The organism is Klebsiella sp. WP3-W18-ESBL-02 (genome assembly GCF_014168815.1).
GTDB lineage: Bacteria > Pseudomonadota > Gammaproteobacteria > Enterobacterales > Enterobacteriaceae > Kluyvera > Kluyvera ascorbata_B.
The window spans coordinates 2,092,328-2,116,059 of the sequence record NZ_AP021972.1; the positions used below are offsets into that span (position 1 = coordinate 2,092,328).

Genomic DNA, 23,732 nt, shown 5'->3' on the forward strand with positions numbered 1-23,732 from the left:
GTGTTAGAATCCCCGGGCCATTGATAGCGCCCATTGGGTGTTCATTGGTTTTGGTAAAATTTCCGGTGTAACTTTGGTCGGTGTCACCGGACGTTCAGGCCCGCCTTGCGCGGGTTTTTACGTTATGACTCGTGGGCCATCTGGTCGTATGAAGCGCACTGTACACAGCAGTAATCGCGCTCTTCGCGCTTCAGTTGCGCGCCGTGGATCAGCGTCAGCATGTTCTTCACTTCTTTGCCTTGTTCGATTGGCTTTCCGCAGAGGCGGTAAGCGCATTTCTTCTCCTGCATAACCACTCCTTAAAACTGCCTTGATGTCGGGATTTCATCGGCTGGAATGACCGCATCTACCGGGTAACATTCACCAAAAACATGCTGCTCAACTGCTGCGATTTCGCATTGTTGCTGGTTGTCGTACACGCCAAGAACCACTTCCTGATAGGTGCCGTTTGTCATGCCGACAGATAACACCAGAGCAAACAGCGACCCGGTCATACGCCGAACCCATATTTAGCTGAATCGGCGATCAGCCATTCATAGGTAGAAGATTCGATCACTGCTTGCTGGTTATCAGCATCACAAGTGGTCTCGTCACCCTGGATGTCATAGATGCACTGCAGGTCGCTAACTTTCACATCCTGATATTGTTTAATCATTACCAGTCTCCTGTGTCTTTCCTTTGGCGTTGTTAACTCAGTGAACTTCGCTGGTGGCGCCGTGGCGCTGATCTTCACGGTTGAGCTTTTTCACTCTGCACTTCACCACCGCGAAGCCCACTCTTTGTGTCTTGCCTTGTCGCCGGCTAGCGGAACGTTGTTGAACCTTATGCGCGTTGTGTTTCGCAATGAGGTGATGATGTACTATAAGTTCATTAATGTAAAGTACCAAAAGTACATTAAAATAATATGGCAAGTTCATAAAGACATAACAATATGAACTTTAAGGGGATTTATTTTTCCCTCGGCGCTTGGCATGCTCAAAAAAACACCAAAGAGGATATCGGTATGGGTTTAGGAATGGATATGGAACGGGATGAACTACTGGAAGACCGGGCTGCGTTTATCGCTGGCGAGATTGGCGGGGCAGTTGTTGAGTTGATTATTGGCGGGGTAGTGATTAGTCGGGATGCGATTGTGGATAGCCAGGAAGCGAAGCGGAAAGCTGTGGGTAATGTGATTCACAAGGGATTACTGCGGGATGCTGCAGAGTTCGTGAGGAAAGGGCGGTAAAAACCCGGCGCGGTGGCCGGGCGGGAAATTCAGGATTAGATGATTTCTACGATACGTGTCATGGTTTAAACTCCTTTATCCAGTTTGGACAAGATCAATATAAATCCTTGTCCGGGTAACGTCAAATCTTCGTGCTTAGCGATAACAACTCTTGAGTAACCATTTCCTTCAAGATTGCAGCTTAAAGGATTCTCTGGATTCGATGTCACTCCCGTTGTCCGAAATGTTGCATAACAATTGGTCGTTTTAAACTTAACCACGAGACCGTTAACGTATCTCGAGTAACCATTTAATATAAATGGTTCATCATGAATGTTTTGTGTGGAGACATAGCATCTTTCTATTTTTGCTTCTCGATTATTGTTTTTGATTACAACATCAAGTTTTCTGATATTAGGATTTTCCGAGTGAGGTAGGTAGCATGATGAGTTATCATAAGGTTCATCATCTATAAGCAAGTGTTTTAGTTCCATCTCACCATCAGTTAGAATTTTGTGAGGGATGGTTATCTCGTCAACTCCATCAGTTATTACTATTAACGATTCCATATTTTGAGTAATTGTAAGGATGCTAGTCTTTTCATCAAGAATAATGTCATAAGTAATGGACATATTCTTATAGTAATATTCAACATCCTGATTCAAAAATCTGTTGTAGATTATGCTGGCGATGCTACTGCTTGATTTTCCTGTTTTTTTAGATAACAAGTGCTCAGTTAAAGTCAGCCACTTTTCCTTCATTTGCTCGGGCGAAAAGTGTTCTCCTGGCTTATAGAATACATTGAATACTCTATTTTGGAAAAAATTTGTATAATAATTTGATTTGGTTAGTGCAGTAAAAAAACCTGCGCCAATGATTATTTTAGCCAGGCTTTTGAGTGGATCCGCCATTGGCGCTGCTAGAGAGTAATGAGAGGCTATTATCCCTAATAAATAACTGATTACTCCGAGTGCCAGTAGCGCCCAAATTAAATGCCTATCGATAAATTTGATAAGTTCAGTAATCCATCCCTTTATGCTTTTCATCATATCTAGCCCTGCAGTAAGTTATTATTTTTGCTATTGTGAGGTTTAAACTAACACTGTTATAATTGATGGTATTTATGTCTGAAACTTAACAGATAATCAAGTTATATTGGTAAATACCACAATAAGTCTGTTGATGATGCTTTCAGTACCCATAAACTTTTTTAGCAAAAAAAGTACGTCACTCCTAACAAATCTACCCATGCTTCCTGTACGTCTGCGGCATGCTGCCGATCACCTTCCCGAAGACGAAGATTTTGTTCATCTCTTCCTTCTCAATCGGCTCCCACGGTCGATAAGTAGGGTTATCAGAGATAACCAGAAGTTTGTCTTTCATCTTTTGCAGGCGCTTAACATGCGACGTATCGTCGTAGATGAAGGCGTAAATGCCGTCGCCATCAAACTGCTGAACGCTGATATCGACGAAAAGCAGATCACCGGGTTCAATCGTGCCTGACATACTGTCGCCGCGAACGTTGATGATGCGGATCTGCTCCTGTTTACGGCCGTTAAACATCTGGCGAGCATCTTCAACGGAGTATTCCACGGAGCGTAATACCTCCACGAACTCACTATTAATGACTCCTGGCCCCGCACTAACAGAGAAATCGAGAACATCTATACGAAATGTTTCTGTCGATTTCTGCAAGCGCGCCTCCGAGATCCCATCAGTCTCGCTGTCACCTAACAGGTAAGTTGAAGTTGTGCCAATGCTCGCAGCAAGCTCTTGCAGCTTCCCGCGCCTTGGAATTGATTCCCCGTTAAACCATTTGCTTACGGCCTTTGGTGTCAACTTCATCTTTTTGGCTATCTCAGCCTGACGACCATGAACCGGTAAACCAGCTTTATCGCAGGCCAGCGCTAGCCTATGGGAAAAGTCTTTTCGCGCTTTTTCTTCCTGAACCATAGGTTCAATCATAATATCTCTTGCGTGAACTATCAGTTCCGACATAATATGTACTTACAGTTCATATTGAGGGTTAAAAAATGCAACCAACAAGCCTTGGCGAAATCATCAAGCTGATTCGCGTACCAGTGGTGGCCAAAGCATGCGAGCGAACTCCGCGAGCAATTTACAAATGGATCAATAGCGGATGCTTGCCACGTACTGATTACACCGGCGAGACGGCTTATGCATCGAAAATTGCTGAAGTCTCTGGAGGTCGTTTTACCACCAACCAGATTCTTGAAATCAGTAAACCAAAAGTGGCCTAAAGGTCCGTTTTAACCACGAAAGGGAAAGCAATATGCAATCACTTACGTACCACCAGAGTACAACCTTTGACTCTAAGTCACTGATAAACCGTTATCAGCCAGCGCAAAGCGTATCGCCTGAAAAGGTTCGTGAGGCCGTAAGAGCTTGGGCGGCATCAATCAATAACCAAGATGTTGTAGCCGGGCTGATCGTCGAAGAGTACGAGCGGCAGGGCGGCGGCACACTGGCGTTCCCGGAAGACCTCAGCCGTTGTCGGCAGAAGCTGTTTCGTTGGCTGGATGGCACTACTCTGGCGGCGCAGCGCAATATCGAGCTGCTGACCCCGGCGATCACCGCGGTTCTCCCTCTGGAGTTCCGGGGCCGCCTGGCGCCGCAGGATGATTTCATGGCGCGTTATGCGGCGATGGAGAAGGAGGTCAGCGAAGCGAAACAGGCGCTAATGCTTCGCGCGCCGCAGCACCAGATGGTGAAAGAGGTTCGCGAGGGGATCGAGCATCTGCTAGGGCTGCTGCCGGTTGAAGCTATGGCTCAGGTTCTCAGCGGTATAGCAGCTGTTGCCCCGGGCATTCTGTGAGGCTCCCATGAACCACATCGAATTCATTGAGAAGAACGTGCGCGACGAACTGATTAAACAGGGGTTCAGCCCTGCAGTGGCTCAGGGGGGGCATTCCAGGCAATCGACATGTACAAGCGCATGAGTCAGGCCAGTCGCAAAGGGAGGATTTTTGATGATGTTTTACGGCACGCAAAGCTATGGGCAGAGAAGCAATCACTTCCTGCTGACAAGTTCGAAAAGAAACGCGTTAAGCGCAATCAGCCGCAACCAGGGCTGTTCTGAAAGGGTGAAAACTGGAGTGCGCCAACACAACCAGTTTTCGAGTGTAATTCCAGGCAGAAATTACGGGGCAAGTATGTCAAACACCGCTGAAATATTCAAATTTCCCACAAATGCCGAGAATGCAGGAGGTCTTATGGCCGACCTGTCCAACGGGTATACCCGAATCGCTAACGAGATTCAGAAGCTTAAACCACGTCTGCGCATGTCTGGGCGTGAGTGGCAGTGTCTGGAGGCTGTGATCTGGTTAACCTACGGATGGAATAAAAAACAGGACCGGGTTACAAACACAGTAATTGCCGGGCTCACAGGCCTTAGCGATTCGCATGTTTCTGATGCAATTCGGGCGCTTTCTGAGCGCGGAATTATCTTCAGTCACAAGCAAGGCGTGATGAAGACTGTCGGTATAAATACTGAGCTTTCTGCCTGGATTTTAGACAAACCGAAAACGGGAAAACTCCTCCCGAAAACAGGAATATCCTTCCCGAAATCGGGAAAAACCTTCCCGGAAACGGTAGACACCCAAGACTATAACAATAACAATATTAAAAGATCTTCGTCCGAGAATTCTGACGAATCCCCTGACGACCGTCTGAGTAAGTTTTTATCTGCTCATCCTGACGCCGTGATTTACACCCCGAACTTTACCAAGTGGGGAACGGCGGCAGACCAGCAATGCGCTGAATGGCTCGTTGTCCTGGTAGAAAAAGTTAAACCCTTCCTGAAGAAACCCATCATGGCCTCCTGGGCTAACGATGTGCGTCTGATGCGCGAGCTTGACGGTCACAGCCACCGTGAAATTTGCGAGCTGTTCCTGTGGGCCAGCAAAGATGCGTTCTGGCATTCAAACATCCTCTCTCCGGCAAAGCTGCGTGCCAAATGGGACACGCTAAGCCTCCAGCGTGATGCTGGCGCTACTCGTGCAACCACCGGCAGCCGCCAGGCTATCGACTTCAACAACACAGACTGGATTAACGGGGTGCTCGATGAAAACTCTCTCTGAGCAGATGGTCAACTTCGACCGTGAAAACTTTGCGCGCGTGGCCAACGGGATGCCGGAGTTGCAGGACACCCAGGCACCGCAGGCAGAGCAGACGGCGGAAATCTTCAACGCACTGTTCAGCGCGCTTCGCGCTGCGTTTCCGGCAAGTGTCCACAGCTTCAACGACCAGGACGCATTCAACGAACTGCGCCGCCAGTGGCTGCTGGCTTTCCGCGAGAACGGGATCACCACCATGGAACAGGTAAACGCCGGTCTGCGCGTTGCACGGCGTCAGGAGCGCCCGTTCTTACCATCGCCGGGGCAATTCATTGCCTGGTGTCGTGAAGGCCGTAGCGTGCTCGGCATTAGCGCTGCTGACGTCATGGCTGAGTACTGGAAGTGGCAGAAGCTGGTTTTCCGTTACACCAGCAGTGAGCAATATCCGTGGAGTAAGCCGGTGCTGTATCACATCTGCCTGGAACTTCGCCACCGTAGCACCGAAGGCCAGTTGAGCCGTCAGGAGCTGGAGCGCGAAGCCGTCGCCGTTCTGGACACGTGGGAGCGCCGGGTGCAGTCGGGTAAACCAGTGCCTCCCATCCGCCGCGCGCTGGCCGCACCGAAAGCGGCAACCGGGCCGACACCAGCAGAAATCCTGATGGCGACATACAAACGCAACAAAGACGCGGGGAGGGCGTGAGCATGACCGAATTCACCAAAAAACATACGCAAAAGGCGATCGCAATCATCGCCGAGTACCTCCAGCACGCCAGCCGGAACGAGCAGCTTCAGGAAGCTAAAGTTCGACTCGACAAGAAAATCGTTCTGCTTTCCGAGGATGAGCAATGCGATCAGAGCATGCTGATGTCTGCGTTTGTACCAGCAATGACCAGCCACAGTCGGGAGAAGTTCTTCGAAGAAATCGCAGTAGCACTGGAGGCTGCCCAATGAGCAAATCACTAAACGCACGCAGCATCCGCCGCTGGACCGTCGAATTTAAAGGCCGCTGTGATTCTAAATACAGCCCGTACTGGCACAAGCGCGACCTGCGCGGATATATACGCGAATGCGCCTTAACGACCGCTTATTGCATGGTTGAGCGTATGGCAGAGGACAACGCCAAATTTGACTTTGACGGAACGACGATTGGTTGGTCGCCGGAGTTCTCAGCCTGGTACGACGAACGCCGTGAGAAGTATCTCAAAGAGGCGCGTGACTACCTCAACGAAGAGGCCACCAACGACGAAGTCGATGAAGAGATTCAGAACGAGCTGGAGGCCTGGAATGACTGATATCACCGCACTGATTAGCGTCGAAAAAATCGCAACTCAGCACCGTCTATCCAGGCTCATTGCCTACGCTTCTGACGATGAGCTGCGGCAAATGGCAGTTGAGGTTGAGCAATACACCGATCGGCTGCTAGAGGCGGTATCGCACTACAAGTCGCGCGAGGAACGAGTAACAAAACTGGTTCTGGATAATTCGGTGAGTTGGGAGGAGTTATTCAAGCAACTTCAGGCTGAAAAGCAGCGCAACGCTGAGCTGGTAGAGGCGCTGGAGGCCAAGGATAAGCAGATTACAGAGCATAACTTTGAAAATCGGCTGCTGGCTAATGCTGATCGCGATATCAAAGCATTGCGCCAGCGCATCGCCGAGCTGGAGTCCCGCACTGTGAAGTTGCCACCGCGAGTTGATAGCTCAAACGTGCCATTCACAGCGCACACGTGGAACTGCTGCCTTGATGCGGTTGAGAAGTGCCTCGCCGCCGCTGGCATCCAGGTTATCGAAGGAGAAGGATGATGAGCGAGGCTTCAATCCTGGACGTGTGCTGCGGTTCCCGCATGTTCTGGTTCAACAAGCGCGATACGCGCGCTGTGTTCGCTGACATTCGAGCAGAAGAGCACAAGCTGTGCGATGGCCGTCGCCTGGTTATCAGCCCTGACCTGATTGCAGATTTCCGTGCGCTGCCGTTCGCCGGCGATTCATTCCCGGTTGTCGTGTTTGACCCGCCTCATCTTGAGCGAGTTGGTGAAAACGCTTGGATGGGCAAAAAGTATGGGCGCCTGAACAAAAAAACATGGCGTGCTGACATTCGCGCAGGGTTCAAAGAGGCGTTTCGCGTGCTGCGGCCACACGGCGTGCTCATTTTCAAATGGAACGAAACGCAGATCCCCGTCAGCCAGATTCTGGCGCTCACTGACGAGAATCCAGTCATTGGCCAGCGCACAGGCAAGAACGGCAAAACCCATTGGATAATTTTCGTTAAAGGCGGTGCAGCATGACAACCAACTTAACAGATCTGAGCAACCAGTTAGCGCTTGAAATACTGGACGATGAAACGCTGGATGAGCTTATCCAGTTCCGCCGGGGAACGACTGAGTATCACATTAGCCAGGGAAACAAGGTGCAGGCAATTATGCATAACGCGGTGCTGTCGGCATTGATTGAGCTTCAGGAGCGTCGTAAAGCGGCAGAGCCTGTGGGAGAGGATGAACTCGACCATCTCATCTGGGGGCTGGAGCGACACGGAAACCTAAAACACACGCTGGCGGCGCTGAAAGAGCTGCGGGAGTGGCGAAAAACTGCAGGAGCACCACAAAACCGCAGGAGCTGCGCAAAAGTGCAGGTGTTGCCGCCCGGCATGCAGACCGCGCCAGCGCTTGATTCTTCACCGAAAAATGCCGAGTCGCCCAGCGGCATGAATGCAGCGCTGGTTAACGATGTCACCAGTGGTAAACGGTTGACCATCACCCTGCCTGATGTCAGTTCGAAAGCATTCTGGAGCGGAACTACCGGGCATGAAGTATTCCATCCTGAAACCTATAAGCGCTGGGTGAAGGAAGCGATTGAGCGAGATTGCATTATCGCCGGTGTAGGCGTGAAGGTGAAGTAATGGACCCATTACTCGAGTACGCCTGTAAGCGCGTCATTGAGCTGGAAGGTCTGCTGCTGGTGGAAGTGCCTGAAACTGTCTGGCCTGCTGAAGTCAGCATGGTCTTATCTCAGGTTGAAGTCGCCGGGGAACTCCCGGCGCATCATATAAGAATTATGCGGTTAGAGAGAATGCCGCAGCCAGCAATTGGGTGAAAGTCGATTACTAAAATTGTGATGTCGGATAGATCTTGTAGAAAAGAAAACCCGGCTATAAACCGGGTTTTGAGACACCATTAAAGGGAGAACAATTCACGCTTCAGGTTGCTGTCCATCAGGTTGTTGAACTGGTATGGCTCCAGCTGGCGCTTGATCTCGTTTAGATCTTGTTCTGCTTTTCTTGCCAGATCTTGGCTTTCCTGGATCTGGTTTTCCAACATTCTGTTGAGTATTTCCATCTCCGGCTGCAGACTCTTTGGCATCGGTATCTTCCTCTTTATCATCAGAATCATGTGTGAAATCCACTACTTTGGGTTTTCCATAAGTAGCTATGTCACCGTCATGAATTTTATCGCAAAAAAAGTCGTAAAGCATTTCGGTTAAGTTGCTCGGACTTTCTACGCATTTGAATAGCTCTTTTGCCTCTTTACGGTCGATCACAAAACCATGTGAAGGATAAGAAGCAATCAATTTACCTAGCGCGCCTTCTTTGAGAATTTTTGACTTAGCAGTAAGTCGCTAGCCGTAGGTAAAGGCAATGCTCATTGCTCTTTGGTGTTCACCTAGTTTGATCGGATCAATCTGAGCCGCCATTGGTGAAACAAGTGCTTCAGTAAGTCTAGTCGCAATATCAGCAGACATCTTGGTACTTATCTGATTCTCGTATCTTATCTTAACGAGATGAGAGTTAAACGCTGAAATAGAGCGATCTTTTAACGCATCTAGAGCGGTCATGATGGCTAGCCCTGAGCTCATCTCTCCAATTTCATCATTTTTTTTCAGCTGTATGTCTAATGGGCCTAACTCTCCCATGTCACCGATAACAATCGTATTAGCGGCTATAGCGATCAATGTTCCAGCACTTTTACATGGTCCAACTACCAATACGATAACTTTTTCATAGTTGTGTTGCAGTGCTCTACCTATGCGATATCCAGCGTTTGGATCGCCACCGTAGGTAGCAAGGCACAAGATAACATCTTTCCTCAGACCATGTTTAGCTTTTCGTTTCTTTATTGCATTGGTGAGATCTTGGTAGCCATCTCGGTGTATGTCACCGGTATAGATATAAACATCATGATGTTCCATTACGTTTCCTTTTAGTACCTGCAGCGCTTTTCGGCCTCCTTCCTAAAAACAGAGGCATTTACACAAGATATCGGAATCCACTTAAAAATCTTCATGTTTTTTGGTTCATCAATATTAATGGATAAATGGATCACTATGTATAAATTCTTATGCATATCTCTATGATTTGACAGCAAGTTGTGACTTCGAAGTAGGTGAGAACTATCAGATATCAGCTCGAGCAGTACGAAAAACAGGGCAATAGTTGATGTGCGCAATCTTTTACTATATTTTTTAACCAAAATGGTTGATTTTTTTTCTTGAGTAGGTATCTTTATACCATGGAAATTAGGTAACTTGCAGGTTGCAAACCTGCCATCCCCCACAGACTGAGGAATTAACTATGGCACTCACTGAATTCGGTAAGGCCGTCAGAAAAGCGAGGATAGATACTGGCAGCACATTATTGACTATGTCACAGGAGTTAGAAACCACGCCTGCATTCTTGAGTGGTTTAGAGACCGGTAGTAAGAAGATCCCACAAAAGTGGGTAAAGAAAATTGATTCCTTTTTCAATTCAAAAGGCGTTCAACTTGAAGGTTTAGAGGAACTTGCGGCAGTTGCTAATGAAATCGTTCCAATTGATGGACTGTCTCAGCAGCAGCAAATGCTCGTGGCCGGTTTCGCAAAATCCCAATTTACACCGGAGCAACTTAAGAGTTTCGCGGAGCTGTTGCATAAGATAAACAACAATGAGGTTTAAACATGTATCAGATGAGAGGCAACCGAGTATCTCCTATGCAAGAAGAAGAGATAGCCTTTAAGGCTATAAACTTTTGTAATGCATTCGGGATATCAACCACTAAACGCAAACGAAAGCGCTACGACATTCTTTTTGAAAGCCTCTCAACTTACGGGATTACGCTAAGCGTAATAGAGGATAAACAATGGGAATCATTAACTTACGATCTTACCATTGGTCACTGTGATCCGGCCTCGTTGACCATCACAGTACCAAATAAAATATATGAGAATGCTTGTTTAGGTGAAGAGCACGCTCTTGCCGTAATTTTCCATGAGCTTGGTCATTTGCTTCTTGGGCATAAGCCAGTACTGCATTTCTCAAATAAAGAACCAACGCGTGCGGAAGATGCTGAGTGGCAGGCTGATACGTTCGCAGAGATTGTGCTTGAAACAATAGGTGTTCGGACAATCCAAATGTCGTTAGATTTTTACATGTAAAAAGCCCTGCGCTAACAGGGCTTTCGGGGCGGAAAGTGCGCTAACACATTCCGTAGTTTATGGAGATAATCCAGCAACTATACTTGTCTTTGACGAGCGAAGTGTAGTTGTTCTCTTGGCCAAGTGCAATCTGTATGGATTTACAGGTATGCAGGGAAAACATTGCTATGGCTATGGGTACCTGTCGCAAATGTGGAAGTTCTTGCGAGATCATCTTCCGCTACACTGCATGTGTAGATGGAGTTGTGCGTCACGCAAAAAAAGGAAGACCTTTTCCTATTCCGCTTTGTAACTGCTCTTCTAAAAAAGCAGCGTAATCAGAAGTAAAATTAAAAAACCCGCTTAGGCGGGTTTTCTTTTTGGTAGCGCCAACGTTTGCTGAGGCGCTGGTGAGGGTAAACCTGTCGGAGCTTTGTCAGCAGTGTGAAAAAGTAGCGTAACTGCTATTGCGGGGTGATTTAACGCAAAGTGATAAACCTGAGCCATGATATTTTCATGGCTCATTTTATTGGGGGATGTATGTCTACTGGCATGATTGTTGTTGCTGTGGTGGTCTTCCTGGCTACACAGTTTTATATGAAGAAACGTTATGAAGCTGAAAAGCGAAAGCTGGCACACGACATGATTGTACGCCTGGCGCTTATTGAGGATGAGTCACTCCCGCAGGATACTAGCCATCATGCTTACCGGGAGGTGATGGGCAATCTTAAAGAGGCTGAAGGAAGAGCCTATATAACTGCTGAAAATCTATACTTCAATAGTCTCTCTGCCGCCGCTTATTACAGACTTCGTGACCAGATCGAATTGAACGGTAAGTACGAGAAGCTTTTTTCTGCAATCAAGGCTGACATGGTCACCCCGGAGCAACGAGAGCGGTATTGGGCGTTACGTGAGAAATATCTCGGTGAGGGAAATAACGATGCCTGAGTGGAACATCGCAGAACGAGAGGAAGTAACACAGGAGTATCTATGAGCGTTGGAATAACAGAGCCCAGCAACCCGGATGCTGCGGATTACAAAATTTATGCGCGCCTTGATGTCGGAGAATCGCTGGAAAGCATTATTGCTAACCCACCGACAACTATACATGGGATAGTTACCAAAGAGAGCAATATCAGGCAAGAGTATGGATTTTGGCGGCGATGGCGAGAAAAGGTCCCAAAGAAATAAACCAACCCTCTCCGGCTGGCTTTTGTTCGATGAGGCGCTGGTGCGGGCTAATTTGCCGGAGCAGCGCCAGTCGAAACAAATTGCAGCCTGACCTATAATCCCCTCCATAACCCGAGGGGATTTTTGTGTCTGATTGGTGCATTGTTGAAATGCATGCCTTGTATTTTGAATTTTTTGGAGCATATATGCGTTTTAGCTACGCAACCACTCTCGCATTTGAGAAGTATGGGGCAGTCTTGGTCCTGTGCGTCGGCATCTTGTTTGGCGCGATAGCTGATAGTTTCAATCCATTTTTCCCCGATTCTCAACTCCTGTACTACGGTATCAATCTTGCATCAGTGGTTGTTGGTCTTGGTGTCGGATCTGCTGTCTATCCGTATACAGTATCATGGATGAGAGAGCACACCATTTGGCACTCTGAGTGGGAGAGAGAACATGGGACCCGTTTACCACCTGCTGAAAAGGTAGCGGCTTTTATTCCTGTTTTGAAGGCACTATGGAATATTTTCAGAGTTTCAGTGGTGGTGGTGACTATCTTGGGTGTAGCAGGGGTAATTTGCTTTGGGATTTTTAAGGGATTTGCCTGAGTTTGTTCTTGCATAGCCAGTCGAAACAAATCGCGGTCTGACCTATAACCCCTTAATTACAATAAATTTTATTAAAGAGGATTCACTTTGAAGATATATAGGGAGGATCAAGAGGATGATCTCTGGTGCGAATATGGGACAGCATATGAGGCCATTCGCGATTTGTTGAAAAAGTCGTTTGCCGAGCAAACTGAATCAACATGGCGTTTTGATAAGGCATACGTGAACCCCCTCTGTCAGGATAGTTGTCACCCCCATCGAAAATACTAATGACAAGATGGGAACAGATCGTGAAACGAATTTCACCAGAACGTAAATCGGCTGCACTGGCTAAATTACTACCGCCTTACAACATGACCGTCACCGCAGTTGCGCAGATGGAAGGGATATCGGAAGCTACCCTTTATTACTGGCGTAACAAGGCGAAAGCAGAGGGAATACCGGTGCCGGGTGCAAACAAAACTACAGACCAATGGTCAGCCGAAGCCCGGCTGGCTGTGATTATCGAAACAGCTACACTCAGCGAAACAGAACTCGCGCAATACTGCCGTAAAAAAGGGCTTTACCTGGAACAGATTAGTCAGTGGAAACAAGGCTTTTTGCAGGTGTCTTCGCCCACTGACAAAGCGGCGCTCAAACAAAGCCAGAAAGAAGTTAAACAACTAAAACGCGAACTGCTTCGTAAGGAAAAGGCGCTGGCGGAGGCGGCAGCGATACTGGTGCTGCGAAAGCAGTTGCGGGATTTTTACGGGGAAACCGACGAGGACGACTGACGCCCGGAACAGAGCGGCAGGCACTTATCGGTTACGTGCGGGACGCGATGGCGTCAGGAGCTCGGCTGTCAATAGCGCTGACGGAAGCGGGATTAAGTGAACGGACGTGGCGACGCTGGCAAACGTCGTGGGAAGACAAGCGTGTCAGCACGGTCAGGCCCTCCCCGGTGAACCAGTTAAGTGAGCAAGAAGAGCAACAGATACTGGCAGTGTGCCATCAGCCAGACTACGCCAGCCTCCCCCCGTCACAAATCGTACCGGCGTTGGCGGATAAGGGGATTTATCTGGCAAGCGAGTCAACCTTTTACCGGGTACTGCGTCGTCATGGAGAGGTGCATCGCCGGGGACGGCAACGGGCAGCGCAGAAAGTCACCCCGGCTACGAGTTGGCAGGCCAGCGGGCCGAATGAGGTGTGGACATGGGACATTACATGGGTTCCGTCAACCGTAAAGGGGCGCTGGTTTTACCTGTATCTGGTGGAAGACCTCTACAGCCGAAAAATCGTGGGATATGAAGTGCATGAAACTGAAAGTGGTGAGCAGGCGGCAGCCCTGATACAACGCACGGTCCTTCGGGAAGGATGCTGGCAAAACCCGCCGGTACTGCATGCGGACAACGGCGCGGCGATGAAGTCACAGACGTTGCAAATGAAGCTACACGAGCTGGCGATAACCCCCTCTCACAGCCGGCCGGGAGTGAGTAACGATAATGCGTATGTGGAGTCGCTGTTCCGGACACTGAAATATGTCCCGCAGTGGCCGTCATCAGGGTTCGGCAAGCTGGAGGAGGCGCGTGAATGGATAGAGGTTTTTGCTCAGTGGTATAACGAAATGCACAGACATAGCGGCATCAGGTATGTGACGCCGGGTCAGCGACATCGTGGAGAAGACGGTGTGTTGCTGAAAAATCGGGATGAGGTGTACAAAAAGGCAAAAGCGGAACGGCCTGAACGCTGGTCTGGCAGAACACGAAACTGGCATCCGGTAGGCAAGGTAATGCTGAATCCAGAACGGGAAAAACAGGCAGCCTAAATCAACCGGGGGTGCCAACTACCTTGACACTTACCGTGAACTGGAGAGGTCAAAATTACACCGTTAGCGTAACATTTACTCGCTATGACGAAGATTTTAAAGATGTTGTTATGGTCGGTTGTAACGCTGAAGGTGGGCAAGGCCCAGAAATCACTAATGTGTCATGTGGCAAGCCGAAGGTGGTTGAATACGACCCCTGGAAAAATGAATACATTCCAAAATAACTATTGAAGTGAGTGAGTTCAATAAATGCATGAATTAACGCAAAACCAAAGAGTTATCACAATTGATGGAGAGGAATGCCTCGTGACCTGTGGACAAAGAAGCAAGACTCGTTGGGTTGCTATAGGCAATTGTGCGGGTCGAAATATACAAGAATCCGGCAGCAGTAAAGAGGTCGCATTCAAAAACTGGAAACAAGCTGCATTGTTCATGAATAACTAAACCGGATCACGTTGATTTTCCATTATCACCTGTACATAATATCAGTGTCAGCCTGAACAACTGACAGCCTTATGCGCCACGGGGAACACCATGGCGCAGTTACAACTCATCAAGCAAAGCTCTGGAATCCTGATCCCGGCGACGCCCGAGACCAGCGATATCCTGCAATCAAAAATTAAGCTCGGCGCCGTGCTGGTGGCTGAGTTTAAACAGGTCCGCAACCCTGCATTTCACCGGCGCTTCTTCGCACTTCTCAATCTTGGCTTTGAATACTGGGAACCAACCGGCGGCGCGATCTCATCGAACGAACGCAAGCTGGTGACCGGGTATGCCAAATACCTGGCTGCATACGGTGGCAACGAAGGCGCGCTGCTGGATGCCGCTGAGCAGTATCTGGACCAAATCGCCAGCCGCCGCGTCACTAACGGCATCAGCCTGTGTAAATCTTTCGACGCATACCGGGCCTGGGTAATCGTAGAGGCCGGGCATTACGACGCTATTCAGCTGCCGGACGGCACGCTCCGGAAACACCCTCGCAGTATCTCCTTCGCAAATATGGACGAAATCGAGTTCCAGCAGCTGTACAAAGCCGCGCTCGATGTTCTCTGGCGCTGGATATTGTCCCGCACGTTCCGCACGCAGCAGGAGGCCGAGAACGCCGCGGCTCAGCTGATGAGCTTCGGGGGATGATGCCGATGAAATTTAGCTGGTTCCATCATCACGAGTGCACCACCGAGCAGGCCGACGAGCTGCTGGCCAACTACCGGCGCCGCGGCGTTAAAGTCGAACGCAGACTGAACCGTGACAACATCACCTGGACTGTCAGCGCGCAGCTGCCGGAAGGCGACAAAGCGCCGCGCCCGAGCCGGGTATGGCAAAGCAAGGCGTGGGGGTAAGCATGGCCAAGCTACCGCGCCGCAAGTGCGCCAACAAAGAATGCCGCCAGTGGTTCCACCCTGCGCGCGACACGCAGACCGTATGCGGCTACGAGTGCGCCAGCGCCGTTGCCAAAGAACAGACCAGAAAAGCCCGCGAAGTCGCGCTGCGCAAGGAGCTATCGCATCAACGCGCCGTCGAGAAGAAAGAGCGTGCGGCCTGGCGCCAGCGCAAAGCCGCGGTTAAGCCGCTGAAGCACTGGGTTGACCTGACGCAGCGCGCCGTGAACGACATTTGCCGCGAGACTGAGCTGGCAGAAGGGCGGGGCTGTATTTCTTGCGGAACGAAAACAGCGTTCGCATGGCATGCAGGACACTACCGCACGACGGCCGCCGCCGGACACCTGCGCTTCACCCGCTTCAACATCCATCTTCAGTGTGACGTCTGCAACGTCTACAAATCCGGGAACATCGAAGCATACCGGGCCGCGCTGGTGGAGCGTTACGGCGAAGAGCCGGTGCTGGCACTGGAGAACAACAACACCCCGCACCGCTGGACGGTCGAAGAGCTGAAGGAAATCAGGCTCGCGGCCCTGGCGGATTTACGCACGCTGAAAAAGCAGGAGGCCGCGTGACATTCGAATCCTATTTTGCCGATCACCTCCGCGTTCGCTGGCAGCGGATGCGCTTATACCACTTTCCCGGCTCCATCCTGACGGACTACCGGATACTGAAAAATTACGTGAAAACCATGGGCGGTGCAGCATGAATACTCAATACCTCGAATATGTGCGCCAGCAGCTGATGGTGGCCACCGCCGATCTTAGCGGGGCGACAAAAGGGCAGTTAATGGCCTGGCTGGAGAACGCTCAGTTCGACACGAATACCTTTAAGCGGAAAAAACCTCGGGTGCTGGATGAGGTTACCGGGAAGATGATTACGCTGGACAACCCACCGATCCCCGGCAAGCAGTCACACGCCAAAGGCTCTCATATACCACTGGTGCAGCCGGTAGAGTTTGCGACCGCATCATGGCGCCGCGCACTGTTATCGCTCGAAGAGCACCAGAAGACCTGGCTGCTTTGGAACTACAGCGAAAATACCAGTTGGGATCATCAGGTAGTGATTACTCGATGGGCATGGGAGCAGTTCAGCCTGCAATTGGAAGGGAAGCGGGTAGCGAAGAAGACCATAGACCGGCTGCGCCAGTTAATCTGGCTGGCGGCGCAGGATGTGAAAGGCGAGTTATCTGGGAGGGATCCGTATCAATATGGTGAACTGGCTGGGCTGGTGGGCGTAAACAAAACAAACTGGTCTCAGAATTATGTCGAGCACTATGACGCCATGGTGGAGCTGTATAAGGGGCTGGACCTTCATGCTCTGCACCACGTATCGCGATCACGTTCACAACAAAAGGCGACAAATTATCAGCAAGGTATTGCAAAAATGAACTAATTGACATATATTTCGTGTGAATCTGATATCGTCACCATAGGTTCGATTGTCGACAAAAAGAATCCAAGCCCTGCGGTTAACACCGTGGGGCTTTAGCGTTTCTGGAGGGTGTGAAAATGCATCAGTAAACGGATAGACCGCAGCCGAGAGGCAATGCAGCGGCAGTAACGCTGCCCCGAATACCTTGCTTATAGGTAGCCAGATGCACGTCAAAGGTGCAATACGCGCTGGTGAGGGTTATTAGAAAAAAGACGCGCCGGTAAAGCAGCGCGAACGCCAGACGCGCACCGGTTATCAGCGGCGATAGAGCGACAGCACCTCAAGGGCATGAGCGTGGCCACTCCGGGTAGTGGCATAGAATTTTTAGAGGCTGCCGTTTGGCGGCCTTTTTCTTTTTCAGGCTCCGGGAAACCTTCACTTCGTGTTGTCGTTAAATCAGCCCGAGAGCCTGAACCCCTTTTAAAACACACAGCACCATCCGATTTATCCGGAGGTGAGGCAATGACCCGAATGAGCACAATTTACAGCAGACTTTCATATGGGACGGGAACCGCGTTGACTGGCTGCGGTGTCTCTGCAAAGGCGTATGCCGAAACAACTAAAGAGGTATCGTGGATGCTTGCCGACAAAGTGGCCGGACTCGGTTTAAGTGACTGGGCAATTATTGTCGGTATCGCATGCACCGTTATCACCTGTGGCGTGAACTGGTATTACCGACGAAAAGAGCGGGAGGACCGCCTTAATGGCTATGTCACCAAAGCTGAGGAATAGCGTTATTGCAGCGGTGCCGCTTGGTGCTATCGCTATTGCTTCCGCGCTAATCACCGGACCAACCGGGAATGATGGACTGGAGGGCGTGCGCTATACGCCGTATCAGGATGTTGTCGGCGTCTGGACGGTTTGTTTTGGGCATACAGGCAAAGACGTTATGCTGGGGAAAACCTATACCAGGGCCGAGTGCGACGCTCTACTGAATAAGGACCTTGCCACCGTCGCCCGCCAGATAAACCCGTACATTAAGGTCCCCATCCCAGAAACCACTCGCGGTGCGCTTTACTCGTTCGTCTACAACGTCGGCGCTGGCAACTTCAAAACATCCACACTGCTGCGCAAAATAAACCAGGGTGATACGAAAGGTGCATGCGATCAACTGCGCGTCTGGATTTACGCCGGGAAGAAGAAGTGGGTGGGATTGATGACACGCCGCGAGATTGAGCGCGAAGTTTGCCTTTGGGCCGAGAAGCCGCAAGAGCTGGGTGATGGCTTTGGGCCGCTTAACCCAGGAACTCCAGCAACAGCGCCGGGAGTCTTCTGATGGGAAAGTTAACTGCGACTATCAGCGCCGTCGTGCTGGCGATGCTGATCGGCCTCGGATTGCTGGCGAACCACTACCGCGACAACGCGATCGAGTACAAAGGCCAGCGCGACGCGGCGAAAGAATCCCTCAGTCTGGCGAACGCCACCATCACCGATATGCAGGTGCGCCAGCGTGATATCGCTGCGCTGGATGCTAAATACACCGGAGAACTGGCAGATGCCAAAGCTACTATCGATCAGCTTGAGCGTGATGTTGCTTCTGGCAAGCGTCGGCTGCAGCTCAACGCCAGATGTACCGCGAAAGGATCGACCAGCACCGACGGCATGGGCGATGCTACCAGCCCCCGACTTACTGACTCCGCTGAACGGGATTATTTCACCCTCAGAGAGCGAATCGTCACAGTGACGAAGCAGGTTAGCTATCTGCAGGACTACGTACGGCAACAGTGCCTTAAGTAAAGCTCTAGCGTATATTGGAGTTACATCTTTTTCTAATTAAGGTTTGAAAATGGACAATGCATCTCAATATGAACTAATAAAAAAATATTTCAAAGATTCAGTATCCTTTCTGGCTTCCGTTCTGGTTTTAGTGGGTGGGTCGTATTACGTTTCAGCTATCTACTTCTCTGAGTATATGAGCATGGCATCATCAATTATATATTTGATTTCTGCTATTTCGTTTACACTGCTGACTGTAATGTCGATAATTTATATAGTGTCAGACGCAAAGATAATATGCAGGCGTATTCGCAGTAAAGGATTAAAGGCCTTCGTTTTTTTAATAATTATTTTAAATTTTGTTGGTTGTATAGGGACCATTCTCGTTGCTGCGGCGAATGTAAAGCAAGCGGCACAAATGGTTTCGTTACCGCCGTCACTAACGCAGCCGGTGATAGCGCCGCTGCCGCCAACTCAATAACGTACTGCCAAGCTGTTCTGTGGATAAATCCGTTACTGGCTGCAATTGAGAAGGCGAATAACCAACTGGCGGGGATACGGGAAATCGAACAAGACCGGCAATAGCATTACAGAAGCTCTTCGCTGAGGGGCTTCGATAATGGAGCTGATTTGTGAACTACACTCATTTTGCTACACACATGCAGAGGAAATACTATGAGTGAGAAACCATTGGCTTATGTGAACGATGAAGGTGACTTGGTTATCATTGACGAGCATGAATATGAAATTATAGTTGCCCTCAAACGAGTAAAGACACCAGCGGATATTGTTCATCAGTTATGGCGCCTGACAACAAAGAACAGCTATCAAAGTGAAGCGTTGCGAGTGGCAATAGAAATTATGTCGAATAAAATAGGCATCGATCCTGCTGCCTATTTATCTGGCGGAGATGACGTGAATAACGGATAAGGTACGCAACCGCCGAAGCGTTTTATTGCCATCACAAAGGCCACCTACGGGTGGCTTTTTTAATGGCTATAACATTAGTTCTGTGGGGTAACGGGTAAGTGCTGGTTGCATAGTCAGTTTGCAGCCAGCAAACAATACTTATCCAATATTACTATTAAGGATGCCACCAGTATTGTTGAAAATTGTGTGCAGTTCCTCGATATACCTATTTGACTTAGCAGCGTTTTCTTCTTCATCTATGGGAAGGACATTAGATGTCATCATAACGTTTCTCCTTGCTTGGTAAAGAGCTACTCGGATATCACCTTTTGTTAAGCACCAAGGGTGAGCGCCTGGGATGTTTAATGGGGCAATAATCCAACCATTTAATCGCCCATGCTCCCCTAAATCCCTAAGGGTTTCAATGATGTCTCTGTCGGCATCACAATCGACATGCGCACATACTAATGCATCGAACCAATCACTCATTTTAATAAAATTCCTCAAAGAGAAAACATGGCACTCACCGACAAGCAAGAAATGTTCTGTCGCGAGTACCTCATCGATTTAAACGCCACACAAGCGGCAATTCGGGCGGGGTACAGCGTTAAGACTGCAAACCGCATCGCCGCCCAGAACTTGTCAAAAGTTGACATCCAAAACAGAATCGCCGAACTCAAAACGAAGCGCAACGAAGTTGTTGGTATTGATGCAGATTATGTGCTCAGACGCTTGGTTGAGATTGATCAGATGGACGTCCTGGACATCCTTAATGATGATGGCAGCCTAAAAGCGATCAGCCTTTGGCCCAAATCATGGCGAACTACGCTAACCGGACTGGATATCAGCACAACCATTCAGAACTTCGACGAGGACAGTGCCGAGACCATCTTCAAGAAGATTAAATGGCCTGACAAGGTCAAAAACCTTGAGCTGCTCGGCAAGCATATCAAAGTGCAGGCATTCAAAGAGCAGGTTGAACAGAAGGTCACTGCCACCCACAGCATTATGCCGGTTCCCTCCTGTGATAACGTGGACGAATGGGAAGCCGCAGCGCAGAAGCAGCAGAGCGAGGTCCTTGGTGGATGAATTACAAAGCTGTATGGAAACCACTCCCCGGATCGCAGTCGCTCTCCCTAAGCTGCCCGTGTAACGAAATCCTGTATGAAGGAACGCGCGGGCCAGGTAAAACTGCCGCTCAGTTAGCGCGCTTCCGTCGCCTTGTCGGCCTAGGCTATGGTTCGTTCTGGCGAGGTGTCATTTTCGATACCGAGTATAAGAACCTTACCGACATCATCACCCAGTCGAAGCGTATGTACCGCCTGTTTAACGACGGTGCGCGCTATCTGGCGTCAGCATCTGAGCTGCGCTGGGTATGGCCGACTGGCGAAGAGCTACTGTTCCGATTCGGGAAAGAAGAGGGTGACTACTGGGACTATCACGGTCAGGAATTCCCCTTCATCGGCTTCAACGAACTGACCAAGCAGCAGTCCCCTGAGTTCTACGAGATGATGTTCTCCTGCCGGCGCTCATCGTTCAGACCTGAGAACTACCCGCTGGAGGATGGCACACTACTTAAGCCGATCCCCCTGGAGACGTTCAGCACGACCAACCCGTTTGGCATTGGCCATACCTGGGTGAAGAAGCGCTTCATTGAGCCAGCACCCCGCGGCACCATCATTCGCGAAACGCAGAAGGTGTTTAACCCGCAGACCGAACGGGAAGAGGACGTAACACTTACCCGTGTGGCGATTCACGGCTCGTTCAAAGAGAACCCTTATCTGGATCCGCAGTACATCGCAACACTAATGGCAATCAAAGACCCCAATCGGCGCAAAGCGTGGGTAGAGGGTTCCTGGGATGTCACCAGCGGCGGACGCTTTGACCACATTTGGAATGCTTCACTGCATGTCATTAAACCCTTCCGCATCCCGGATAGTTGGACTGTTGACCGCTCCCATGACTGGGGGGAATCCAAACCGTTCTCAAACCTCTGGTGGGCGCGCACTGACGGCACCGCTGCAGAGCTCTCTGATGGTCGTCAGTTCTGCCCGCCTGCCGGGTCGTTGATCCTGATTGGAGAGTGGTATGGCTGCCCACCTGATGAGCTCAACAAAGGCCTGAACATGTCATCCACCAACGTTGCTAAGGGCGTAGCTTGGGTGGACAAGCGGCTGGTGGGCGAAGAACTGGCTGAACCAGAAGAGATAAAACTCAACGGAGTAACGCATGGGCAACTGAATATCATGCCCGGAATTTGCAAGAAGGTTGTTCCAGGTCCTGCGGACGGGGCGATCTACAACACCGGCGATGACGAACTCTCCATTGCCCAGAAGATGGAATCACAGGGCGTTAAGTGGGTTCCATCCAACAAGAAGCCGGGCTCGCGCGTGAACGGCGCGGCCCTTTTTGCTGACATGCTAGAGGCCGTCATTGAAGGTAAAAAGCTGGAATCGGGCATCCCTGAGAAGCCAGCATTCTACGTGTTCGACTACTGCCGGGGGTGGATAAGCCGAGTTCCGGTTCTCGTTCGCGACAGTAAGAACCCTGATGACGTTGATACCCAGCAGGAAGACCATGACTGGGATGGTACTCGTTACGCCGTGCTGCACAATCCTCCTAAACCCGCATACTCAATCACTATGGATACCACATTCTGATATGGCAAACGACGACATCACCTGGGTTCGACCAGAACACCGGGCGGCTTCTGCTGCCTGGAAAAAATTCCGCGATTTTTGCAAAGGAGTTGAGGCAGTAAAAGCGGCGGGCAATGACTACCTGCCATATCTTGATCCCACCGATAAAACTGTCCGTAACCGAAAGCGGAACGAAGACTATCTGAGTCGGGCGGTTTTTTATGCCATCACCGGCAACACAAAGATTGGTCTGCTGGGGCTGGCTTACCGCAAAGACCCGACACTCTCTGCACCGGATAAACTGGCCTATCTCATGAATAATGCTGACGGTGCAGGTACAAGCGTCTACCAGCAGTCGCAAATGGTGGCTGAGAACATACTGGAGGTTGCGCGTGAAGGGCTTTACGTCGATTACGCGGAAGCAACAGATGAGGCGATTATTCTGCGTTATCCCGCAGAGAACATCACCAACTGGCGAACGAAGCGTATTAATGGACGTGATCAGCTTGTGCTGGTGGTGCTGAAAGAATGCGTAGAGGAACCGAACGGATATTCTTACAAGGACGAAATTCAGTATCGTGAGCTGGCACTGGAGGATGGGAAGTTTATCTGCCGGGTCTGGCGGCGTGCTGGTGGCACAACCAGTGGAAGCTATACCGTAGATAGTGAATATCGCCCCAAACCGAAGGGTAAGGATTACTGGGACGAAATCCCGTTCACCTTTGTCGGCGCTCAGAATAACGATCCCACTATCGATGATTCACCGCTGGCTGCGCTGGTGGAGATAAACCACGGGCATTACCGTAACAGTGCCGACTACGAAGACAGCGTGTGGTTCTGTGGCCAGGTGCAGCCGTATATTACAGGGCTTGATACCAACTGGCGCGATCACCTCGAGAAGAAGGGGGTGAAAATCGGTTCCCGCTCACCGTTGCTGCTTCCGAAAGAAGGTTCATTTGGTTATGCACAGGCCTCGCCTAACACACTGGCGAAAGAGGCCATGGACAGCAAGCGCGATTATATGGTGCAACTGGGGGCCCGGCTGATTGAGCAGAATGCGACGGCGAAAACGGCGACACAGGCGAACGGTGAGCAGTCAGCTTCCACATCGGTACTCGGTATCTGCGTATCGAATGTCTCTGAAGCCTACACGCTGGCGCTGGGCTGGTGCGCGAAATACCTGGGGATCAATGATAATTCGCCGTCCTACAACATCAATCAGGAATTTATCGCGAAGGTCGCTGAATCGGGCATGATCACCGCCATCGTGAGCGCATGGCAGTCTGGCGCTCTGCGGGATAGCGATATGATCCGGTCATTGCAGAAACTTGACCTTATCGACCCGGCTGATAGCCCGGATGATGTCATTGATGCTCTGCGGAATCCGTCGCCAACGCTGACAGGAGGCTAG

The 23,732-nt window shown here is 50.1% G+C and carries 37 protein-coding genes and 2 pseudogenes; 30 read left to right on the forward strand and 9 right to left on the reverse strand.

Going from position 1 to position 23,732, the window contains the following annotated elements:
* Positions 1–122: 122 nt before the first annotated feature.
* Genes H7R56_RS09840 through H7R56_RS09850 form a run of 3 tightly spaced genes read right to left on the reverse strand, consistent with a single transcriptional unit; the run spans position 123 to position 655 of the window.
* Positions 123–290, reverse strand: a complete 168-nt coding sequence (locus tag H7R56_RS09840) for a YdaE family protein (RefSeq protein WP_182928600.1) — start codon at positions 288–290, stop codon at positions 123–125.
* Between the two features lie 9 nt (positions 291–299).
* Entirely contained in the window at positions 300–494 is a 195-nt protein-coding gene (locus H7R56_RS09845) for a DUF1482 family protein (RefSeq protein ID WP_182928601.1), read from the reverse strand.
* Entirely contained in the window at positions 491–655 is a 165-nt protein-coding gene (locus H7R56_RS09850) for a hypothetical protein (protein ID WP_182928602.1), read from the reverse strand. The genes H7R56_RS09845 and H7R56_RS09850 overlap by 4 nt, the downstream gene beginning before the upstream one ends.
* Before the next feature lie 366 nt (positions 656–1,021).
* On the opposite strand from H7R56_RS09850, the gene H7R56_RS09855 reads away from it, so the two are divergent.
* Complete coding sequence (locus H7R56_RS09855) at positions 1,022–1,228, forward strand: hypothetical protein (protein WP_182928683.1); 207 nt, start codon at positions 1,022–1,024, stop codon at positions 1,226–1,228.
* Positions 1,229–1,293: 65 nt separating this feature from the next.
* On the opposite strand, the gene H7R56_RS09860 is transcribed toward H7R56_RS09855, so the two are convergent.
* The 3 genes and pseudogenes from H7R56_RS09860 to H7R56_RS27645 all read right to left on the reverse strand — a co-directional run.
* Complete coding sequence (locus H7R56_RS09860) at positions 1,294–2,256, reverse strand: hypothetical protein (protein WP_182928603.1); 963 nt, start codon at positions 2,254–2,256, stop codon at positions 1,294–1,296.
* Between the two features lie 193 nt (positions 2,257–2,449).
* Entirely contained in the window at positions 2,450–2,902 is a 453-nt protein-coding gene (locus H7R56_RS27640) for a S24 family peptidase (RefSeq protein ID WP_264991545.1), read from the reverse strand.
* Positions 2,903–2,953: 51 nt separating this feature from the next.
* Positions 2,954–3,205, reverse strand: a pseudogene (locus H7R56_RS27645) (helix-turn-helix domain-containing protein); the annotation flags it as partial.
* A gap of 35 nt (positions 3,206–3,240) precedes the next feature.
* Here H7R56_RS27645 and H7R56_RS09870 point away from each other — a divergent pair.
* The 10 genes and pseudogenes from H7R56_RS09870 to H7R56_RS09915 all read left to right on the forward strand — a co-directional run bounded on the left by H7R56_RS09870 (position 3,241) and on the right by H7R56_RS09915 (position 8,370).
* Positions 3,241–3,468, forward strand: a complete 228-nt coding sequence (locus H7R56_RS09870) for a Cro/Cl family transcriptional regulator (RefSeq protein ID WP_182928605.1) — start codon at positions 3,241–3,243, stop codon at positions 3,466–3,468.
* Positions 3,469–3,500: 32 nt separating this feature from the next.
* Entirely contained in the window at positions 3,501–4,043 is a 543-nt protein-coding gene (locus H7R56_RS09875) for a toxin YdaT domain-containing protein (RefSeq protein WP_182928606.1), read from the forward strand.
* Between the two features lie 337 nt (positions 4,044–4,380).
* Entirely contained in the window at positions 4,381–5,307 is a 927-nt protein-coding gene (locus H7R56_RS09880; RefSeq protein WP_182928684.1) for a replication protein, read from the forward strand.
* The gene (locus H7R56_RS09885) at positions 5,291–5,983 is read left to right on the forward strand and encodes a replication protein P (protein ID WP_182928607.1); all 693 of its coding nucleotides are present in this window, start codon (positions 5,291–5,293) and stop codon (positions 5,981–5,983) included. Before H7R56_RS09880 ends, H7R56_RS09885 begins: the two co-directional genes overlap by 17 nt.
* Before the next feature lie 2 nt (positions 5,984–5,985).
* Positions 5,986–6,234: a hypothetical protein gene (locus tag H7R56_RS09890; RefSeq protein ID WP_182928608.1), complete on the forward strand. Its 249-nt coding sequence runs from the start codon at positions 5,986–5,988 to the stop codon at positions 6,232–6,234.
* Positions 6,231–6,575 (forward strand): hypothetical protein, encoded by a 345-nt coding sequence (locus H7R56_RS09895; RefSeq protein WP_182928609.1) that lies wholly within the window; start codon positions 6,231–6,233, stop codon positions 6,573–6,575. Before H7R56_RS09890 ends, H7R56_RS09895 begins: the two co-directional genes overlap by 4 nt.
* A complete protein-coding gene (locus tag H7R56_RS09900) occupies positions 6,568–7,083 on the forward strand; it encodes a hypothetical protein (protein ID WP_182928708.1) in 516 nt (171 codons plus the stop codon). The genes H7R56_RS09895 and H7R56_RS09900 overlap by 8 nt, the downstream gene beginning before the upstream one ends.
* Positions 7,083–7,565 (forward strand): class I SAM-dependent methyltransferase, encoded by a 483-nt coding sequence (locus H7R56_RS09905; RefSeq protein WP_182928685.1) that lies wholly within the window; start codon positions 7,083–7,085, stop codon positions 7,563–7,565. Before H7R56_RS09900 ends, H7R56_RS09905 begins: the two co-directional genes overlap by 1 nt.
* 413 nt (positions 7,566–7,978) lie before the next feature.
* A pseudogene (locus H7R56_RS09910) lies at positions 7,979–8,176 on the forward strand (ATPase); the annotation flags it as partial.
* Entirely contained in the window at positions 8,176–8,370 is a 195-nt protein-coding gene (locus H7R56_RS09915) for a hypothetical protein (RefSeq protein ID WP_182928610.1), read from the forward strand. The pseudogene H7R56_RS09910 and the gene H7R56_RS09915, both read left to right, overlap by 1 nt.
* 96 nt (positions 8,371–8,466) lie before the next feature.
* On the opposite strand, the gene H7R56_RS27650 is transcribed toward H7R56_RS09915, so the two are convergent.
* Together H7R56_RS27650 and H7R56_RS27655 are read right to left on the reverse strand one after the other, a co-directional pair.
* A complete protein-coding gene (locus H7R56_RS27650) occupies positions 8,467–8,844 on the reverse strand; it encodes a hypothetical protein (protein ID WP_227674732.1) in 378 nt (125 codons plus the stop codon).
* Positions 8,845–8,892: 48 nt separating this feature from the next.
* Positions 8,893–9,462, reverse strand: a complete 570-nt coding sequence (locus tag H7R56_RS27655; RefSeq protein ID WP_227674733.1) for an ATP-dependent Clp protease proteolytic subunit — start codon at positions 9,460–9,462, stop codon at positions 8,893–8,895.
* 382 nt (positions 9,463–9,844) lie between these two features.
* Here H7R56_RS27655 and H7R56_RS09925 point away from each other — a divergent pair, with 382 nt between their 5' ends.
* From H7R56_RS09925 to H7R56_RS09995, 16 genes are all read left to right on the forward strand, one after another.
* Positions 9,845–10,204: a helix-turn-helix domain-containing protein gene (locus H7R56_RS09925; protein ID WP_182928611.1), complete on the forward strand. Its 360-nt coding sequence runs from the start codon at positions 9,845–9,847 to the stop codon at positions 10,202–10,204.
* 35 nt (positions 10,205–10,239) lie between these two features.
* Positions 10,240–10,683 carry an ImmA/IrrE family metallo-endopeptidase gene (locus H7R56_RS09930; protein WP_227674734.1) on the forward strand — a complete coding sequence of 148 codons (444 nt, stop codon included), beginning with the start codon at positions 10,240–10,242 and terminating at the stop codon, positions 10,681–10,683.
* Between the two features lie 495 nt (positions 10,684–11,178).
* Entirely contained in the window at positions 11,179–11,610 is a 432-nt protein-coding gene (locus H7R56_RS09935) for a hypothetical protein (protein WP_182928613.1), read from the forward strand.
* Between the two features lie 199 nt (positions 11,611–11,809).
* Positions 11,810–11,944, forward strand: a complete 135-nt coding sequence (locus H7R56_RS27855; RefSeq protein WP_264991544.1) for a hypothetical protein — start codon at positions 11,810–11,812, stop codon at positions 11,942–11,944.
* Between the two features lie 34 nt (positions 11,945–11,978).
* On the forward strand, positions 11,979–12,440 hold the full coding sequence (locus H7R56_RS09940) for a hypothetical protein (RefSeq protein ID WP_182928614.1): 462 nt from the start codon (positions 11,979–11,981) through the stop codon (positions 12,438–12,440).
* 290 nt (positions 12,441–12,730) lie between these two features.
* Positions 12,731–14,244 (forward strand): IS3 family transposase gene (locus tag H7R56_RS09945; RefSeq protein WP_370673415.1). Its coding sequence is split into 2 segments (ribosomal slippage): positions 12,731–13,181 and positions 13,181–14,244, totalling 1,515 coding nucleotides; the frame shifts between segments, so codons are not numbered across the junction.
* Positions 14,245–14,778: 534 nt separating this feature from the next.
* Positions 14,779–15,378, forward strand: a complete 600-nt coding sequence (locus H7R56_RS09950) for a DUF1367 family protein (RefSeq protein ID WP_182928615.1) — start codon at positions 14,779–14,781, stop codon at positions 15,376–15,378.
* Positions 15,378–15,584, forward strand: coding sequence for a hypothetical protein (locus tag H7R56_RS09955; protein WP_182928686.1), 207 nt, complete (start codon positions 15,378–15,380; stop codon positions 15,582–15,584). The genes H7R56_RS09950 and H7R56_RS09955 overlap by 1 nt, the downstream gene beginning before the upstream one ends.
* Positions 15,585–15,586: 2 nt before the next feature.
* Positions 15,587–16,198: a recombination protein NinG gene (locus H7R56_RS09960; RefSeq protein ID WP_182928616.1), complete on the forward strand. Its 612-nt coding sequence runs from the start codon at positions 15,587–15,589 to the stop codon at positions 16,196–16,198.
* Complete coding sequence (locus H7R56_RS09965; protein WP_182928617.1) at positions 16,195–16,332, forward strand: YlcG family protein; 138 nt, start codon at positions 16,195–16,197, stop codon at positions 16,330–16,332. Before H7R56_RS09960 ends, H7R56_RS09965 begins: the two co-directional genes overlap by 4 nt.
* Complete coding sequence (locus tag H7R56_RS09970; protein WP_182928618.1) at positions 16,329–17,018, forward strand: bacteriophage antitermination protein Q; 690 nt, start codon at positions 16,329–16,331, stop codon at positions 17,016–17,018. Before H7R56_RS09965 ends, H7R56_RS09970 begins: the two co-directional genes overlap by 4 nt.
* A gap of 501 nt (positions 17,019–17,519) precedes the next feature.
* On the forward strand, positions 17,520–17,789 hold the full coding sequence (locus H7R56_RS09975) for an HP1 family phage holin (RefSeq protein WP_182928619.1): 270 nt from the start codon (positions 17,520–17,522) through the stop codon (positions 17,787–17,789).
* Complete coding sequence (locus tag H7R56_RS09980; RefSeq protein WP_182928687.1) at positions 17,767–18,333, forward strand: lysozyme; 567 nt, start codon at positions 17,767–17,769, stop codon at positions 18,331–18,333. Before H7R56_RS09975 ends, H7R56_RS09980 begins: the two co-directional genes overlap by 23 nt.
* Entirely contained in the window at positions 18,333–18,794 is a 462-nt protein-coding gene (locus H7R56_RS27860) for a lysis protein (protein ID WP_182928620.1), read from the forward strand. The genes H7R56_RS09980 and H7R56_RS27860 overlap by 1 nt, the downstream gene beginning before the upstream one ends.
* A 49-nt stretch (positions 18,795–18,843) precedes the next feature.
* Complete coding sequence (locus H7R56_RS09990; protein WP_182928621.1) at positions 18,844–19,254, forward strand: hypothetical protein; 411 nt, start codon at positions 18,844–18,846, stop codon at positions 19,252–19,254.
* Positions 19,255–19,448: 194 nt separating this feature from the next.
* Positions 19,449–19,703 (forward strand): hypothetical protein, encoded by a 255-nt coding sequence (locus H7R56_RS09995; protein WP_182928622.1) that lies wholly within the window; start codon positions 19,449–19,451, stop codon positions 19,701–19,703.
* A gap of 138 nt (positions 19,704–19,841) precedes the next feature.
* On the opposite strand, the gene H7R56_RS10000 is transcribed toward H7R56_RS09995, so the two are convergent.
* Positions 19,842–20,171 (reverse strand): hypothetical protein, encoded by a 330-nt coding sequence (locus tag H7R56_RS10000; protein ID WP_182928623.1) that lies wholly within the window; start codon positions 20,169–20,171, stop codon positions 19,842–19,844.
* A 27-nt stretch (positions 20,172–20,198) separates the two neighbouring features.
* Here H7R56_RS10000 and H7R56_RS10005 point away from each other — a divergent pair, with 27 nt between their 5' ends.
* From H7R56_RS10005 to H7R56_RS10015, 3 genes are read left to right on the forward strand one after another with little or no spacing between them, the layout of a single operon-like run.
* Entirely contained in the window at positions 20,199–20,771 is a 573-nt protein-coding gene (locus tag H7R56_RS10005) for a terminase small subunit (protein ID WP_182928624.1), read from the forward strand.
* On the forward strand, positions 20,768–22,342 hold the full coding sequence (locus H7R56_RS10010) for a terminase (protein ID WP_182928625.1): 1,575 nt from the start codon (positions 20,768–20,770) through the stop codon (positions 22,340–22,342). Before H7R56_RS10005 ends, H7R56_RS10010 begins: the two co-directional genes overlap by 4 nt.
* A gap of 1 nt (position 22,343) precedes the next feature.
* A complete protein-coding gene (locus H7R56_RS10015) occupies positions 22,344–23,732 on the forward strand; it encodes a DUF4055 domain-containing protein (protein WP_182928626.1) in 1,389 nt (462 codons plus the stop codon).

Bases quoted from the DNA above. Each gene is read 5' to 3' on its own strand.
- H7R56_RS09975 (WP_182928619.1), top strand. From the start codon at position 17,520: ATGACCCGAATGAGCACAATTTACAGCAGACTTTCATATGGGACGGGA.
- H7R56_RS09960 (WP_182928616.1), top strand. From the start codon at position 15,587: ATGGCCAAGCTACCGCGCCGCAAGTGCGCCAACAAAGAATGCCGCCAG.
- H7R56_RS10015 (WP_182928626.1), top strand. From the start codon at position 22,344: ATGGCAAACGACGACATCACCTGGGTTCGACCAGAACACCGGGCGGCT.
- H7R56_RS09870 (WP_182928605.1), top strand. From the start codon at position 3,241: ATGCAACCAACAAGCCTTGGCGAAATCATCAAGCTGATTCGCGTACCA.
- H7R56_RS09890 (WP_182928608.1), top strand. From the start codon at position 5,986: ATGACCGAATTCACCAAAAAACATACGCAAAAGGCGATCGCAATCATC.
- H7R56_RS09850 (WP_182928602.1), bottom strand. From the start codon at position 655: ATGATTAAACAATATCAGGATGTGAAAGTTAGCGACCTGCAGTGCATC.
- H7R56_RS09935 (WP_182928613.1), top strand. From the start codon at position 11,179: ATGGCTCATTTTATTGGGGGATGTATGTCTACTGGCATGATTGTTGTT.
- H7R56_RS09885 (WP_182928607.1), top strand. From the start codon at position 5,291: ATGAAAACTCTCTCTGAGCAGATGGTCAACTTCGACCGTGAAAACTTT.
- H7R56_RS10000 (WP_182928623.1), bottom strand. From the start codon at position 20,171: ATGAGTGATTGGTTCGATGCATTAGTATGTGCGCATGTCGATTGTGAT.
- H7R56_RS09995 (WP_182928622.1), top strand. From the start codon at position 19,449: ATGAGTGAGAAACCATTGGCTTATGTGAACGATGAAGGTGACTTGGTT.
- H7R56_RS09860 (WP_182928603.1), bottom strand. From the start codon at position 2,256: ATGATGAAAAGCATAAAGGGATGGATTACTGAACTTATCAAATTTATC.
- H7R56_RS10010 (WP_182928625.1), top strand. From the start codon at position 20,768: ATGAATTACAAAGCTGTATGGAAACCACTCCCCGGATCGCAGTCGCTC.
- H7R56_RS09980 (WP_182928687.1), top strand. From the start codon at position 17,767: ATGTCACCAAAGCTGAGGAATAGCGTTATTGCAGCGGTGCCGCTTGGT.
- H7R56_RS27860 (WP_182928620.1), top strand. From the start codon at position 18,333: ATGGGAAAGTTAACTGCGACTATCAGCGCCGTCGTGCTGGCGATGCTG.
- H7R56_RS09905 (WP_182928685.1), top strand. From the start codon at position 7,083: ATGAGCGAGGCTTCAATCCTGGACGTGTGCTGCGGTTCCCGCATGTTC.
- H7R56_RS09880 (WP_182928684.1), top strand. From the start codon at position 4,381: ATGTCAAACACCGCTGAAATATTCAAATTTCCCACAAATGCCGAGAAT.
- H7R56_RS09915 (WP_182928610.1), top strand. From the start codon at position 8,176: ATGGACCCATTACTCGAGTACGCCTGTAAGCGCGTCATTGAGCTGGAA.
- H7R56_RS27655 (WP_227674733.1), bottom strand. From the start codon at position 9,462: ATGGAACATCATGATGTTTATATCTATACCGGTGACATACACCGAGAT.
- H7R56_RS09950 (WP_182928615.1), top strand. From the start codon at position 14,779: ATGGCGCAGTTACAACTCATCAAGCAAAGCTCTGGAATCCTGATCCCG.
- H7R56_RS09930 (WP_227674734.1), top strand. From the start codon at position 10,240: ATGCAAGAAGAAGAGATAGCCTTTAAGGCTATAAACTTTTGTAATGCA.
- H7R56_RS09855 (WP_182928683.1), top strand. From the start codon at position 1,022: ATGGAACGGGATGAACTACTGGAAGACCGGGCTGCGTTTATCGCTGGC.
- H7R56_RS09900 (WP_182928708.1), top strand. From the start codon at position 6,568: ATGACTGATATCACCGCACTGATTAGCGTCGAAAAAATCGCAACTCAG.
- H7R56_RS09925 (WP_182928611.1), top strand. From the start codon at position 9,845: ATGGCACTCACTGAATTCGGTAAGGCCGTCAGAAAAGCGAGGATAGAT.
- H7R56_RS09895 (WP_182928609.1), top strand. From the start codon at position 6,231: ATGAGCAAATCACTAAACGCACGCAGCATCCGCCGCTGGACCGTCGAA.
- H7R56_RS27855 (WP_264991544.1), top strand. From the start codon at position 11,810: ATGGATTTTGGCGGCGATGGCGAGAAAAGGTCCCAAAGAAATAAACCA.
- H7R56_RS09875 (WP_182928606.1), top strand. From the start codon at position 3,501: ATGCAATCACTTACGTACCACCAGAGTACAACCTTTGACTCTAAGTCA.
- H7R56_RS09845 (WP_182928601.1), bottom strand. From the start codon at position 494: ATGACCGGGTCGCTGTTTGCTCTGGTGTTATCTGTCGGCATGACAAAC.
- H7R56_RS09970 (WP_182928618.1), top strand. From the start codon at position 16,329: ATGAATACTCAATACCTCGAATATGTGCGCCAGCAGCTGATGGTGGCC.
- H7R56_RS10005 (WP_182928624.1), top strand. From the start codon at position 20,199: ATGGCACTCACCGACAAGCAAGAAATGTTCTGTCGCGAGTACCTCATC.
- H7R56_RS09840 (WP_182928600.1), bottom strand. From the start codon at position 290: ATGCAGGAGAAGAAATGCGCTTACCGCCTCTGCGGAAAGCCAATCGAA.
- H7R56_RS09955 (WP_182928686.1), top strand. From the start codon at position 15,378: ATGCCGATGAAATTTAGCTGGTTCCATCATCACGAGTGCACCACCGAG.
- H7R56_RS09990 (WP_182928621.1), top strand. From the start codon at position 18,844: ATGGACAATGCATCTCAATATGAACTAATAAAAAAATATTTCAAAGAT.